The 14,127-nt window shown below is 69.9% G+C and carries 9 protein-coding genes; 3 read left to right on the top strand and 6 right to left on the bottom strand.

The window, feature by feature from the left end; translation table 11 throughout:
• Nucleotides 1-8: 8 nt before the first annotated feature.
• The 3 genes from HUA75_RS08420 to HUA75_RS08410 all read left to right on the top strand — a co-directional run bounded on the left by HUA75_RS08420 (nt 9) and on the right by HUA75_RS08410 (nt 5,148).
• The gene (locus HUA75_RS08420) at nt 9-2,390 is read left to right on the top strand and encodes a glycosyltransferase (RefSeq protein ID WP_174486061.1); all 2,382 of its coding nucleotides are present in this window, start codon (nt 9-11) and stop codon (nt 2,388-2,390) included.
• Nucleotides 2,391-2,397: 7 nt separating this feature from the next.
• Nucleotides 2,398-3,159, top strand: coding sequence for a hypothetical protein (locus tag HUA75_RS08415; RefSeq protein WP_174486060.1), 762 nt, complete (start codon nt 2,398-2,400; stop codon nt 3,157-3,159).
• Between the two features lie 186 nt (nt 3,160-3,345).
• Entirely contained in the window at nt 3,346-5,148 is a 1,803-nt protein-coding gene (locus HUA75_RS08410; protein ID WP_246137251.1) for a lipopolysaccharide assembly protein LapB, read from the top strand.
• On the opposite strand, the gene HUA75_RS08405 is transcribed toward HUA75_RS08410, so the two are convergent.
• From HUA75_RS08405 to HUA75_RS08380, 6 genes are all read right to left on the bottom strand, one after another.
• The gene (locus HUA75_RS08405; RefSeq protein WP_174486059.1) at nt 5,145-6,260 is read right to left on the bottom strand and encodes an FAD-binding oxidoreductase; all 1,116 of its coding nucleotides are present in this window, start codon (nt 6,258-6,260) and stop codon (nt 5,145-5,147) included. The genes HUA75_RS08410 and HUA75_RS08405 overlap by 4 nt on opposite strands.
• 117 nt (nt 6,261-6,377) lie before the next feature.
• Nucleotides 6,378-6,779 (bottom strand): hypothetical protein, encoded by a 402-nt coding sequence (locus HUA75_RS08400; protein ID WP_141643576.1) that lies wholly within the window; start codon nt 6,777-6,779, stop codon nt 6,378-6,380.
• A 198-nt stretch (nt 6,780-6,977) separates the two neighbouring features.
• Nucleotides 6,978-7,412: a hypothetical protein gene (locus HUA75_RS08395; RefSeq protein WP_141643575.1), complete on the bottom strand. Its 435-nt coding sequence runs from the start codon at nt 7,410-7,412 to the stop codon at nt 6,978-6,980.
• 60 nt (nt 7,413-7,472) lie between these two features.
• On the bottom strand, nt 7,473-9,776 hold the full coding sequence (locus HUA75_RS08390; protein WP_174486058.1) for a lantibiotic dehydratase: 2,304 nt from the start codon (nt 9,774-9,776) through the stop codon (nt 7,473-7,475).
• Nucleotides 9,773-11,746, bottom strand: a complete 1,974-nt coding sequence (locus tag HUA75_RS08385) for a hypothetical protein (protein WP_174486057.1) — start codon at nt 11,744-11,746, stop codon at nt 9,773-9,775. The genes HUA75_RS08390 and HUA75_RS08385 overlap by 4 nt, the downstream gene beginning before the upstream one ends.
• Entirely contained in the window at nt 11,743-14,079 is a 2,337-nt protein-coding gene (locus HUA75_RS08380; RefSeq protein ID WP_174486056.1) for a lantibiotic dehydratase, read from the bottom strand. The genes HUA75_RS08385 and HUA75_RS08380 overlap by 4 nt, the downstream gene beginning before the upstream one ends.
• Between the last annotated feature and the right edge of the window lie 48 nt (nt 14,080-14,127).

Below are 14,127 nucleotides of genomic sequence, written 5' to 3'. Positions count from 1 at the left end.
ATCTCCCCATGGCTCCCTTCCGGCACATCTTCGCCTGCCTTGTCCACGAGCGCCCCGATTGCGTCGTCGACCTCGTGCGCAATCTGCATCACCTGGACCCCAGCTCGCTCATCCTGCTCTACAACGGCGGGCACAACCCGAAGCTGCTCGAGGGTTTTCCCTTCGAGCACTTCAACGCCGTCATCCACCCCACCCCACGGCCGATGAAGTGGGGCTGGCTGCACGACTTCGCGCTCGACTGCTTCCGCTTCGCGCGGGAGCACCATCCGTTCGACGCGATGACCATCGTCGACTCGGACCAACTGGGCCTGCGGCCCGGGTACTCCGAGCACCTGCGTGCGTTCTTCTCCGCGAATCCCGGCGCGGGCCTGCTGGGCAACGTGCAGGCCCCGCACGGTCCGGGAGCTCGCACGGCGCCCGCGGTCCATGCGCGGCGCGAAGTGGACCTGTGGCGTCCCTTCCTGCGCAGGTTTCCCAATGGAGAATCCCAGTTCGTCCACTGGACGTTCTGGCCGTCCACGGTCTTCAGCGCCGACGCGGCCCAGGACCTCGTCTCGCTGTTCGAGCGAGACGCGCAGCTCCAGGACATCCTCCGCCGCTCGCGCATCTGGGCCACCGAAGAGGTGCTGTTCCCTACGCTCACGGCCCTGCTCGGCCACCGCGTGCTCACCAGCCCGTGTGACTACGAGGTGGTCCGCTACCGCGTCCGATACTCCTCCGCGCAGCTCGACGCCGCGATGGCCAAACCCAACGTGTTCTGGGCACACCCCATCCCGCGCCAGCTCGACGACCCGCTGCGCACCCACGTGCGCAATCACTTCGGCCGATATGAGCGCCCCTCCACGCTCGGGGGGATATCCGACGCGAATCCCAACGGTGAGCGAAGCGCCGTGCCGGATACGCACACCTCGCGCGAAGCCCCGGTGATGGAGGCGACACGCGCGGAGTCTTCCGGGCTGCTGCTCACGCGGCCCATCCTCGCGGAGATGCGTGAAGTCGAAGGCTGGCTCACGGACGACGAGGCAGACCTGCTCATCGCCGCCACATCTCGTGCGCTGACCTCCCTGCCCGCGACGCATGCCGTGGTGGAGGTGGGCAGCTACTGCGGCAAGGCCACCGTCGTGCTCGGCCGCGTGGCGCAGGCGCTCGGAGTTGCGCCGCCCATCCACGCCATCGACCCGGGTGACGGTGTCGTGGGCGCTCGCGGAAGCAACCTCCAGCACATGGGCTCCACGCGCGCGAAGCTCGAACACACCCTCCAGCGGACCGGGCTCGCGGCGCACATCCAGGTCCACCACCAACACGCGCCCACCGTGGCGTGGAACGAGCCCATCTCCCTGCTCCTGGTGGACGGGCTTCACGACTACGCCAGCGTGTCGGCCGACTTCCTCCACCTGGAGCCCTGGCTCGCCGTGGGAGGATTGGTCGCCTTCCACGACTGCGCCGACTACTTCCCCGGCGTGAAGCGGCTCGTGCGAGAGCTGCTCCATGAGGGTCGCTACCGCGCGCTCCACACCGCGGGCACCCTGGTCGTGCTCGAAAAGCGCGCCATGGCCGCCCGTCAGGAAGTGGCTCCCAGCCCAACGCCACCTCCAGCGCGGACGCAAGAAGAGGCGAAGCCCACGCTCACCCTCGCTCGTGCCTCCGCCGCTTCCAGCACCGAGGAGCCACGGCTCACGGTCTTCCCGTCGCGTGACGAAGCACGGCCCACGGTGTCCTGCATCATGCCCACGTTCAACCGACGCCAGTTCGTCCCGCTGGCGGTGCGCTGGTTCCTCGCGCAGGACTGGCCAGAGAAAGAGCTCATCATCGTCGACGATGGCACCCAGCCCGTGGAGGACCTGCTGCCCGAGGACCCGCGCATCCGCTACCTGCGACTGGAGCGCCGACACTCCGTGGGAGCCAAGCGCAACCTCGCCTGTCAGTCCGCGCGTGGAGAACTCATCGTCCACTGGGACGACGACGACTGGTCCGCTCCTCGACGCCTTCGCTATCAGGCCACGTCACTGCTCGACGCGGGCGCCTCCGTCTGCGGGCTCACGCGCGTCTACTACCACCAGCCCGCGACGGACCGCTCCTGGCAGTATGTCTATCCCGCCGGACAGCGCCCCTGGGTCTCCGGCAACACGCTCTGCTACACGAAGTCCTTCTGGAGTCGGAACCCGTTCCCCGACATCAACATCGGAGAGGACGCGCGGTTCCTCTGGAGCGACCCATCCCGCAAGCTCCTCGTGCTCGACGACCCGTCCTTCTTCGTCGCGTGCATCCATGACGCGAATGTGGACCCCAAGCGCGTCCACCATCGCTACTGGCACCCCCATCCCACCGACACGGTGCGCGCGCTGATGGGCGATGCGTTCGACGCCGTCCACGCCCTCCTCGCGGCCTGAACCCGACATGACGCCCGCCCTCAACTTCTGCTTCCACGGTGGAGCCTTCCGCCCCACCGTCGTCGCGGCCATCCGCTCGGCCATGAAGCACAATCCCCAGGCCCGGACGTTCGTCTACTGCGATGAGCAGAGCATCCGCCGCTATCAACCCCTGCTCCCCGGTGCCCGCTTCGAGGACCTGGCGCAGCTCAGCGCCCAGTTGGGCACGACGCGGCCGGAGGTCGCCTCACGGCGCATGCGGGCCTTCGCGCTCCATCAGAACGGCGGCTGGTACCTGGACGCGTTCGACACCGTGACGCTGCGCCCGCTGCCCGACGTGGAGCGCTTCACGATCGGCGAGGAGTGTTGGGACTCGCGCCGCCGCTGCGCCGGGGTCTGCGCCAGTCCCCCGGGAGACGCCTTCGCCCGGCACTGGCTCTCCGCGATGATGGCCATCCCCGACGAGGCGTGGGACCACTGGACGGACCAGACGGTGTGCAACCGCCTCATCAGCACCCATCACCACCTCGTCGAATCGCTGCCCACCGGGCGACTCAACTGGCCCTCCGAGAGCGGCTTCACCGGCGAGCTCCGCCTGTCCGAGGACCAGGTGGCGTGGCTCCTGGAGAATGCCTGGGTCATCCACTACTTCGGCCGAGGCGCGAGGGGCGTGCCGTACAAGGAAATGGACCTGTCGGCCTTGAGACATTGTCGCAAGCTCGGCGGATGGCTTCCCCGACTCATCCTCCATCACACCCAGGGCCTCTCTGCTCCAGCCCCCGCGGAATGAGGCCTGTGACGCGCCCTGCCTTCCTGGAACACCCACCGTAGGTAAATACACCAGGGGTGGATTGCTCGACTGCTAAGAGGATGTGAAAGTAGGGCCTGTCGAAGAATCAGCAGGCACGCCTTCTCGACCCCCTCTCGAGGACCCACAGTGAGCGCCCCACCCGCTGTACTTGGTGTCTCCTTCGCAGTGTCCGTGGAGCAGGGAGTTCCCTCCGCGCTGCCTTCCCGGGCCATCGAAGTGGACGTGGGGGTGGCGCTGCCCACCGCCTTTGGAGGACTGAGGAAGGTCCTCCGTGCCTGCGAGGAGACCGCTCCCGAGGTCGTCCGCGCCGTGGCCGCCGCGCATCCCTCGGAGTGGAACCGGCTGTTTCCGGGCGCCATCCAGGGGGCCGCCGACCTGGGTGACCTGGCGCTCTCTCCCTCCGAGCGTCGGCTCCACCGCGAATCCGAGCAGGCGTTCTGGATTCTCACCGTCGCCGCGCGCGCCATCGTCGAGACGCTGCGCGTGAGCGGCCGTCCCCTGGTGCTCCACGGCGCTGGAGAGTGTGACCTGGTCAGCCTGCGCGCGGTGATGCGCGCGGCCGAGTGGGCACGGCTGGACGGACTGGACGGGACGCTGCTGTTCACCGGCTGGAGGATGCGGCGTCCCCATGGCGCCGCCGTCTTCGAGTCGCGACGGCAGGCCTACCTGGATGCGCTGAGCGACAGGCTGCGAGTCCCCCACGCGTCGGGCCCGGGGCCGGTGTCCTCGCGTCGGGAAGAGCCGGCGGTGGACCTGGAGGGCCGCTACCTGCGGCTCGTGGTGGATGGCTCGGAGTCGCGTGAGTCGCGCGTGGCGGCGGCCATCCTCGCCATCCGTCAGTGCTTCTTCACCACGAACTACGAGGGCGCCTTGCTGGCCGCGGAACACGGCCTGGCGCTGCTGGACGGAGACCCGGACTCGCACCTCGCCTCGCGCGTGGCCCAGGCGTGGGACGTGCTGGACACGGGGTTCTCCACCCCCGCCATCGAAATCGACCGGAGCAGTCTGGGCGACGTGGATGAGCTGAAGGCGCTGCTCCACCGCAGCATGGGCGTGGTGCATGTCTTCACCGGCGCACACGACGCGGCGATGGAGGCGTTCGGCCGAGGCCTGGAGTGCCACATCCCTCCGGAGCTGGTGGCGCGGCTGCACATGTTCCGCGCGCTGACGTTGACCAAGCGCTTCGGCCAGCTCCCCAATGCGCGCGTCGAGGTGGAAGCGGGCGTGGCCGCGCTGGCGAAGAGCACCGCGCCGGACCGCGCGCTCCAGGAGGGCTGGCTGCGCAACGTGTGCGCGCTGACGTGGTTCCAGGAGCGCAAGCTCGACAAGGCGCTGGTGGAGGAGAAGCTCGCCATGCGCTGCGTGGGCGACCTGCACGACGCGAGCGCCACGCATCTGAAGATCAACCTCATCTCCAACGCCAGCTACCTCCAGGAGTCGGCGCGGCAGTTCTCCGACGCCATCGCCACGTGGCGGCGCTTCGAGGGCATCAGCGAGAAGTGGGGCGTCAACTTCTCCAAGCACCACCGCTACCGGCTGGCGGGGCTGGAGTTCGCCTCGGGAGCGCGCGCGGAGGCGGTGGAGCACTTCACACAGGCGTATGCCAGCGCGGAGGCCCTGAAGGACTCCTTCCACCGACAGGTCATCGCCTCGGAGCTGGGGCGCATGTTCCTGGACGACGGGAAGATGGACTCGGCGGTGGACTGGTACGCGCGCGCGGAGCAACACGCGCGCGAAATCGGCGAGCCGCTCAAGGCAGCGGAGAGCCTCGCGGGGCTGGCCCTGGCCGCCGGACGCTCGGACTGGTCCGAGGCCCTGCGCTGCGCCCGCGCCAGCTCCACGTGGCCCAAGGAGACGCAAGCCCTGGTCGACGCGCTGGGACGAGGCGACGCCGCGGCGGTGCAAGCCCTGCTGCCCCGCCCCCGGACGAAGCTGAACCGGCCTTTCGACTCGGTCAGCCTGTACTAGCGACGCTCTTCGACGACGGCTTTCAACGACGACGCCCTGCTCGGCGCGAAGGGCGCGGCGAGTTCCGTTCGTCCCCACGCGACCAGCTCCACGAGCACCGTCGCCGCGTGGGCACCGGTGAGGATGCCCTGCCCTCCCAGGCCCGTGGCGACGAACGTGCGCTGAGTGCCCGGGTAGCGGCCCAGGTACGGGCGACCATCTGGCGTCACCGCGCGCAAGCCCGCCCAGGCGCGCACGAAGCGAGCCTCTCGTAGACGCGGCGCCAGCTTCGCCACGGTGGCGCTCAGGTGCAGCAGGCCCGCGGGCGTCACGTTCTCCACGAAGCCGACGTCCTCCTCCGTGGCGCCGACGACGATTTCTCCCGCGCGCCAGGGCGCCAGGTACGTGGGCCCGGAGATGACGCGAGAGAGGAACAGGCCCGGCTGGTGCACCACCAGCATCTGCCCGCGCACCGGCTTGAGCGGCAGCGGTGGCAACCCCGGGAAGGTCGATGACCACGGCCCCGCGCTGACGATGAGCTGGTCCGCGCGCAGCGTCTCGCGGTCGGTCCGCAGCACCACGGCGTCGGATGTCTCCTCCACGGACCGCGCGGACTCACCGAGCCGCAGCCGCACACCCGCGCGCAGCGACGCGCCCAGCAGCGCGTTGACGTAGCCCTCCGTGTCGACCATGTGGCCCCGCGCGGACTCGAACGCGCCCAGCAGCGGCGTTCCCTCCAGCGCGGGCTCCAACTCCACCAATCGGGCCGCATCCACCCACGTGCCCAGCTCGTCCGGATGCCGGGCCGCGCGCTCGGCGAGCGCGTCACGCCCCTTCGCATCCGCGGCGATGCGCAGGATGCCCTGGCCCCGGCGCAGCAGGTGGCCCTCCGGAAGAGAGGCCAGTTCGTCCGCCAGCGTCGCCCTTCCCGCCTGCGAGAAGGCGAGCATGGCCGGGTCGTCGTAGAGGCGCACGGAGGGAATCGCCACACCCGCGGCGGCGCGGGAACCCCTGCCGCCGGGGTCCACGGCATCCAGCACCGTCACGCGCGCCCCGGTGGCCGCCAGCCGCCTCGCCGCCGACAGCCCCACCACACCGGCACCCAGGACCACGACATCCGAGCTGGAACTCATCCGCGAGACTCACCAAGGCAATACGAGGGGTTGCCCCTTGAATACACGAAGGGCGCCGACCCTGCTTCAGGGTGCGGCGCCCGGGGGGGAGGGCGAAAGTGAAGTCGACCGCGTGAATCAGGCGACCGCGGTCTCGGCCATGCGCTTGGCGAACAGCTCCTGCGCGTTCTTCAGGCTCTGCTCCGACAGGCCCTTCTCCGTGTTCGCCTTCATCACGTCGGTGAGCAGGTCGGTGACCTGGCTCGGCTTGGAGACCTTGTCGAGCAGACCGCTCACCAGGCTGTTGCCGCCCATGCCCTCGAGGAGGGACTTACCGGGGAAGTTGTTCAGCAGGTTCTTCGCGACACTCGCGCCAGGGAACATGTCCATGGCGGCGCCGAGGCCGGCCTGGAGGGGGTTCTCGCCCTTCATCAGGCCGCTGACGAAGCCCGCCGCGATACCGAGCGCGGGGTTGATGGCCGTGAGGGCCGGCTTGATGATGTCCAGCGCCTTGCCGAGAACGTCCTTGAAGAGCCCCATGGTCGCTATCTCCCGAGGTCTGGCATCGCTCCGCGTCCGCCGCGAGCCAGCCTGACAGTGGAGTTATCGGTCCACCGCTCCCGAAGTTCCGTGGGGCCTGGAACAAATCCCACCGTCCGCCAAAGTCCCCGGGATTCCGTGGGTTTACATCCCACCTTGTCGGCACCCGGGGAGAAATGCCGCCGATAAATCAGGCGATCAACCCTTCTGGGGGTCCTGGGGCGGAGGCGTTCCACCGCGGGATTCCGGGGCGCCCTTGAGGACCGCGTCCGAGGCGAGCGCGGCCTTGTAGCGGTCGTCACCCTGTCCCGCGCTGAAGCCGTCCCGCATCTGCGCGCGGCTGATGATCACCTCGCCGCTGATGAGCTTGTCCAGATGGTCCTGGATCTCCGCCACGGTGGCGGCCTTGGGGTCCTTCGCCTTGAGGTCGCCGTCGAGGGTGATTTGCAGCGGCATCTGCTTCTGCGGGTGCTGTGCGTAGTCGAGGATCTTCTCGACGTAGGCCTCGACGGAAATCTGGAGGAGGCGCGCCTGCTCCTTCACGTCCGCGTCGACCAGCAGCTCCGCGCGAATCTCCTCCACGGGGCGCTTCAGCTTCCGAGTCTCAGGAACGACGGTGTTCTCTCCGGACATGGGCTCTCCAGGGGCTGGCCGTGGCTTTGCCCCATTCTGTTCGCGGACGCGCCTCGGATGTCAAAGCGGAGGGGTGCCCTCGCTCCAGCGAGTGAACTGCATGCGCAACTCACAGGTGTAGCGACCCCGGGCGTCCTTGAGCCAGAGCTGCGCGGGGGCCGGGTACATCTCCTCCACCGACAGCCGCTCGGCTTCGCGCGACAGGTGCGAGAGCAGGTCCAGGGCGAAGGGGCTCGCGGTGTCGATGAGGTAGGGCTTGCGCTCCTTGGAGCTGCGCATGAAGACGAAGCGAGGCCACCCGCGCGAACGCCGCTCGCGCTGCGCGGCGAGGAAGAGGTCGAAGCCGGTGGGGCGCGCCAGCTTCTCCGAGGTCAGCTCCCAACGCTCACGCTGGTACACCGCGCCGCCGATGCTCAGCCGCGGCAGGTGGCTGCCCTTCGTGCGCAGCGGGGCATGGAGCACCTGGGGATGCGCCAGCGCGGCGAAGGGCGGATAGGACGAGAAGTCATCCAGGGGCAGGTACAGGTGCAGCCGCTCACCCTTCCCGTCCACCAACACCGGCCCTTGCGACGTCGGGAGCACCTTTACGTCGGCTGGCGTCATCGCGCCGTCCTCGACGTCCAGCACGTCCGACACCGCGTACACGAGGCGCCGACCGGGAAACACGTAGAAGCCCTTGTTGCGACGGCGGATGGACAGGCCCACCAGTCCACGTGCCGCGGGGTCCGCGTCCAGCCAACGCGAGGCCACCGCCGAGTACCGCTCCCGCGACGGGAAGAAGGCGCTCAGCCAGCTTCGCAGCATCAGGTGGTGGTGCACGCGCGCGAGCATCACCTCGAACCCGGCGCCCTCCCCCTTCGACGCGAGGCAGACATCCGGCAGGGCATACCGGCCGCCCGGCGTGGCCGTGCCCAGGAAGTCCACCGGCAGCGAGCGCGCCCGTGAGGAATCCTCGTCCAGCAACACCGGAGGCACGGGAGAGAAGCGGCTGCCCGTGACCTGGTCGGGACGCAGCCGGACCGCGTACTCCAGGAGGTCCACCGGCCGTTCGTCGGTGCCGAGCGCGTCGCGGACCTGCTCGCGGAAGCCCTGCTGCACGCGCTCGCCGTAGGCCGCGGACAGCTCCAGGGGACCGGTCAGCGCGGACTCGAGTTCCTCCGTGAAGCGCTGGCCGAAGCGCAGACGAAAAGGAGAGCTGGCCTCCTCGTAGATGATGAGCCGGTCCGCGTACACCTGGCCGTCACCGCGCCGCGCGGGCTTGCCCGTGGCCTCCGTGAAGAGGGCCTCCAGCTCCGGCAACAAGGCGCGACGACGCGTCAGGTTCGCGGTCTCGAACTCGGCCTTCAGACGCGAGAGTGTGTCCAACCGCGCCAACCAGAGTGCGCGGGCCTCCAGCGCCGGCAGGGCCGCGACGGAGTCACGCACGCTCTCGAAGGTGGTGAAGTCGTTGGGCCGGAACGGCAGCCCCCACAGCAGCAACGCGCCCTTCACCAGGGGCAGGGCCGAGCGCATCACCTCTTCGACCGCGAGGCCAAGCACCTGCGCGGCGGCGGCGGGCGTCGGATGCGCTCGCAGTACGGCCAGGAGCTTCTCGGCGCCCTCGGCCAGCGGCACCTCCAGTTGCAGGGCTTCGCACGCGGCGCGGCCCGGGGACACCGTGAAGAGGGGGTTGAGGCGCAGTGGCAGGTGAGGCCGCAGCGTCCGCTCGCGCCCCACCGCGCGCGCCAGCTCCGTCACCGCCCAGAAGGAGAAGAACGTGCGCCGGCTCGTGTCGCCGCTCGCCACCGTGCGCACGTCGAAGTCATCCGCGTCGGTGCGCTCGCCGTAGGAGATGGGGCCGAAGAAGCTGGTCGTCTCGTTCTTCGCGCAGAAGCGTTGGAGGTACGTGTAGACCTGTCGGTCCACGCGGCGAGCGTCGGACGTGTCCTTCTGCTCGCCCCCTCGCAGGTAGCGGGCCCAGACGTTGTCGAACATCGCCGGACTGGAGAGGAACACGGCCTCCTGGATGGCGGGGTCCGCCGCGCGCTCTCGCAGCTTCAAGCGAAGGTCCGTGCGCTCATTCGCATACCGAGTCTGAAGGACTTCGCGCCTCACGCGATAGCGCTCCAGCGCGTCACGACTCGTCTGGCCGTGACGGGCCTTCAGCGTGGGCACGCGGCCCTGCTCGAACGAATCCTGGAGTGCCTTCGCCCCCGATTCGTCGCCCTCGGCGCGCACCGCGTCCAGGAGCGCCCGCTCGTCGTCGAGCAGCAGGTTCGCCTCGCCCAGCACCTCGTCGGAGAACCCGAGCGACTCCAGCCAATCGAATGGGAAGCCGGCGTGCCGGAGCACGAACACCTCGCCCAAGGTCCAGCGCTCGCTCATCCGTGCGTCCTCTCCAGGATGGACTTCGTCACCAACGTCTCGACCAGCTTCGCTCGCTGCGCTTCCGGCACCGCGCCCAGCGCGGCCGATGCGGTGGTGGGCGCCGTCAGTCGGGACAGCACCGGCGCGAGGCGCGCATCCATCGCGAGCACGACACCGGTGCGCAGGTTCGCCGCATACCACGTGGGCTTCGGGGCACCATCGAGCGATGCCGGCAGGCGCACCACCGCGCAGTCCGCGTCCAGCCGGATGAGCGCGGCGGCTTCGTTCGCGGGCTCCTTCTCGGGCGCTGGAACCACGGGCGCCGCGACTTCGTGCGAGGTCTGCGCCGCGGGCGTGGCAGCTCCATGAGTCGTATTCGTCGCGCGTTCAGGCGCTGGAGTCGCGGCGACCTCGTGCGAGGACTGCGCTGCGGGCGTGGCAGTTCCATTCGCGGTATTCGTCGCGCGTACAGGCGCTGGAGTCGCGGCGACTTCATGCGCGGTGTCTTTGCCGGGCTCTGGAGCTGCGGGCGTGGCAGTTCCATGCGCGGTATTCGTCGCGCGTACAGGCGCTGGAGTCGCGGCGGCTTCATGCGCGGTGTCGTCGCCAAGCAATGGAGCTGCGGGCGCGAGCATGAAGGCCGCCGCGACCCGGCCCGGAATGAGCGGGGCGCGACTCAGCAGGCGGCTCGCCAACGAGGTGAGCACGGAAGGCAGGCGGGCCCCGGGAATCGTGCCGGGCTTTTCAATGGGGCGACTGCGGGACAAGTCCCGGTCCGCCGGCGGGTCACCAGGCTGTCCCCACCAGCGGCCCAAGTCGCGAACTCGAGCGATGCGCTCCACCGACGCGTGGAACGGGCGCACCCCCGCGAGTTGGTCGAAGAAGCGCGCGCCCTCCATCGCTGCCAGCGTGAGGTCCAGGGACTCCTCGTCCACACCAGGCGCGCCCACCCACCACTCCGCGACGACCCGCACGCCCGCGGCCTTCAAGCGTTGGTAGCCCTGGACGAGTTGCTCCACCGGACTGAACCGGCGGTCGATGTCCATCACCCGGCCGTTCTCGATGAGGCAGAAGCCCACCACCACCGTCTGGCAGCCGCTCTCCACGAGCACATCGGCCGCCAGGAGTGAGCCAAGCGACACGTGGCCCGCCCAGCGTGCCCCCCCGGTGAAGGCGCGCACATCCTTCAGAAAGCAGGCACCGAGCCAGCCCGCGCTTCGCCGCGCCTCCGGTTCCGCGTCACCGGCCGGTGGCGTTTCCAGGTAGGCCCAGTCCTGCTCATCGCCCCATGGGTAGGGAGCAATGACCTCCAGCCCCAGCCCATCGGGGACCCACAGGACATCGTCAGCGCCAGGGGCACCGTCCAGCGGAACCACCCGCCAGCGCAGCGGGGGCACGTGTTCTGGAAACGCGGCGCGCCGGAAGGCCGGCATCCGCGCCAGCACCTTGCGATGCGCCCAGGCGAAGGGCCCCGCGACCTCCAGGGTGACATGTGCCGGACACGCCTGCGCGAGTGTCACCGCGGCGGGAAGCTGGAGGTCTCGCTCCAGCCACAAGCGGACACACTCCGCTTCCTCGAAGCGCGCGAGGACATCCGCAACGTCATCCGAGTACGACGCGGGCAGCCCCGCCACACGCTGGACATCCCCGCTCCGCTCCGTCGTGCCGGACTCCAGCTCCACATCATCCAACCGCAGGTGGACACCGTGAGGCGGGCCGGAGATGGCCGTCAGCACCGCGCCCAGGGCCCGCAGCTCCGGGATGGGGCCTCTGTCGCGAAGTCCCTGCGCGACTCGCAGCAGGAGCAGCTCGCGCATCGCTTGTGGCGACGGGGGTGACGACTCGCGGACCAGGGCCTCCGCCTCCATCGACTCCGCGGAGAAGACCCGGCGGACGAAGTCCCTCGCCAGGTCCAATAGGTGCCACCCCTCGGGGACTTCCGGAACGAGCGTCACGTCCCGGTGTGGCGGTAGAACCAGCCACTTCATCTCCCCTCCTCCAACGTCGGAGGTGCGCCGGCCCTCGGGCCTCCCCACATCAACGTGCAGCGAAGCTCCACGGTGTGGCGCCCTCCAGGGCCTCGGAGCCAGAGCTGCTCCGGTCCGGGCAACATCTCCGAGAGGATGACCTCTTCCTTCTGCTCCAGCAGGTTGAGGAAGACACGCAGCAAGGGCGGGCTGCGCACGTCCACCAGCACGGGCTTTCGCTCCCCCTTGAACTTCGCGAAGACACACTCGGGAAGGCCCCGCGCGTCCCACAGGCCCACGGCGACCCGCAGCCTCGAGCGGTCATCCTTGCACGCGAGCAACGCCTCACACGCCGCCGCGTCCAGCCGCCACTGCTCACGCTGCACCACCACCCCACCGAGCGTCACGCGGGGCGTGTGCTCTCCCAGCGAAACCCGCAGCGGACGGATGCGTGGGAGGGAGAACGCCGTATGCACCGCGCTCTCCAGCTCGCCGTTGTAGAGACACACCTCGGAGCCGAGCCGCTTCGACACCAGCCGCGCGCTCTTCCCGTCGCTCTCCACGAACAGGTCATCCAGGGGAATCCGCCACGCGGAGGCACGGGAACTCACCCCGCCCAGCTCCACCACCGGCCCTGGAAACTCCGACGGCAACAGTCCCGTGCGACGAGAGGGCAGCACCGTCACCAGCGGCATCGCGCGAGGAAGCGCACCGAGCGCTCTCACCATGGCGCTCTCCACCTTGCCGCGCGCGGGGTGGAACTGGAGCGCCCAGCCCCATACGAGCGCGGTGTCGTGGATGTCTCCCATCACCAGCGTGTAGTCGCCCTGCCCCCACGCCTCCACGTCCTTCGCGCCAACGAGCAGATCCACCGACGTGACGAGCGGCAGTGCGCGAGCCATGTCCCAGGCGGGCGGCACCACCGCACCCAGCTCGACGGTGCGCGCGTCCGCGCTCGGAATCGACTGAGCGAGCAACTCCGCCATGGAGGTGTCCAGCGGCACCGGCAGGTCCGCGCTGGCCGCCGCCACCTTCCAGAAGGGAACCGTGCGCGAGCCCACCTTCTGCGCCACCGCCGCGCGGGCCGCGTCTCGCGTGCGCCAGGCCGCCTCGGCCATCCACGCCAGCGCCGGCTCCATGCGGGTCCCCAGCTCCCGGGCACGCTCGCCGCCCACCTCGAGCCGCAAGTCGCCTCCGCACTCCTCCCGAAGCGCGAGCCGGTCCTGGTAGAAATTGTGCGACTCGGACGCGGGCCCTCGCTCCGTCGGAGGAGCCACGCCCCACTGCTCCTTCGCCCGCCTCGCGAAGGCGTCCTGGAGCGACATCTTCCCGCTCGCGTCCGCCGCGCCGTAGCGCCCCATCAACTCCAGCAGCGCGCTCAGTCCCTCGACGTGACGTCGGGCCCCCCCGCTCGGCAGGGCGGCGACACGTTCGGCCAGGTCATCCACGGGATGGTGCACCGCCGAGGGCACCTCGAGCTGATGGGTGAGCAGCGACTTGTCACAGCCCAGCCGCAGCGCCTCGCGGGCCAGGCCGGGCGCCACGCCCAGCGACGAGGCCAGGGCCGCCAACGTGCGCGTCCCATCCGCCAGCTCCACCAACCGAGGCAGCAGCTCCTCCGCGCTCTCCGGCGTGGGGCCCGACTTGCGCGCGGGCATCTCCGCGAACGCCTTGCGGCGCGGCACCAGCCACGACGCGATGTCGGGGTCGAACGCGATGGCTCGCACCAACCCCTGCACCAGCCACGAGGCCGCGAAGGTGTTGCGCCCCACCAGCGTCTCGGGACCGGACCAGCGCAGCGTCACGCCCGTGGGAGCGGACGGGTCCACGCGGCCGTAGTTGATGGGGCCAAAGAAGCCCATCGTCTCGTTCTTCGCGCACAGCCGCTGCAGATAGCTGGCGACCTGCCGCCGGAGCCGCGAGCCTTCTCGTCCCGCGAGCAGGTCCTTGGCCACCGGCGGACTGGAGCTGGCCACGGCCTCCAGGAAGCGCGGCTTGCGACACAGGGCCACGGCCTGGGCCTCCACCGCCGCAAGCTCGCGCTCCATCGCCTCCGCGAAGCCCGCCTCGGCCTCCTGGGCCGCCGCCGCGCGGACATTCCACTCCGCGAAGCGCTCGGGAGACTCCAGGCCCTCCGTGTTGACGGGGCGCCCCGCCTTGAGCGCCGCCAGCAGCTCTCGCGGAGGGCGGCGCACGCGAGGCCCCTGGGCTCGCAGCGACTCCAGCCCGCGCCGCTCCGCTTCGAGACGACGCGCCCACGCCGCCGACTCCGGGCATCCCAACCGCTCCAACCAGTCGAATGGGAAACCCGTCGTCCGCACGACGAGGTGAGGGAAGAAGGTCCAGCCCTTCATGGGTCACATGCCCTTCAACCTCGTGGGGCGCCCGAAGGCGGCCCGAGG

It is taken from the genome of Myxococcus sp. CA040A (assembly GCF_013336725.1).
Lineage (GTDB): Bacteria > Myxococcota > Myxococcia > Myxococcales > Myxococcaceae > Myxococcus > Myxococcus llanfairpwllgwyngyllgogerychwyrndrobwllllantysiliogogogochensis.
The sequence above is the reverse complement of the archived record's forward strand: the minus strand, read 5'-3'. Positions and strand labels throughout refer to the sequence as shown.

Coding starts and splice junctions, on each gene's coding strand:
- HUA75_RS08420 (WP_174486061.1), top strand. CDS start 9: ATGGCTCCCTTCCGGCACATCTTCGCCTGCCTTGTCCACGAGCGCCCC.
- HUA75_RS08415 (WP_174486060.1), top strand. CDS start 2,398: ATGACGCCCGCCCTCAACTTCTGCTTCCACGGTGGAGCCTTCCGCCCC.
- HUA75_RS08405 (WP_174486059.1), bottom strand. CDS start 6,260: ATGAGTTCCAGCTCGGATGTCGTGGTCCTGGGTGCCGGTGTGGTGGGG.
- HUA75_RS08400 (WP_141643576.1), bottom strand. CDS start 6,779: ATGGGGCTCTTCAAGGACGTTCTCGGCAAGGCGCTGGACATCATCAAG.
- HUA75_RS08395 (WP_141643575.1), bottom strand. CDS start 7,412: ATGTCCGGAGAGAACACCGTCGTTCCTGAGACTCGGAAGCTGAAGCGC.
- HUA75_RS08390 (WP_174486058.1), bottom strand. CDS start 9,776: ATGAGCGAGCGCTGGACCTTGGGCGAGGTGTTCGTGCTCCGGCACGCC.
- HUA75_RS08385 (WP_174486057.1), bottom strand. CDS start 11,746: ATGAAGTGGCTGGTTCTACCGCCACACCGGGACGTGACGCTCGTTCCG.
- HUA75_RS08380 (WP_174486056.1), bottom strand. CDS start 14,079: ATGAAGGGCTGGACCTTCTTCCCTCACCTCGTCGTGCGGACGACGGGT.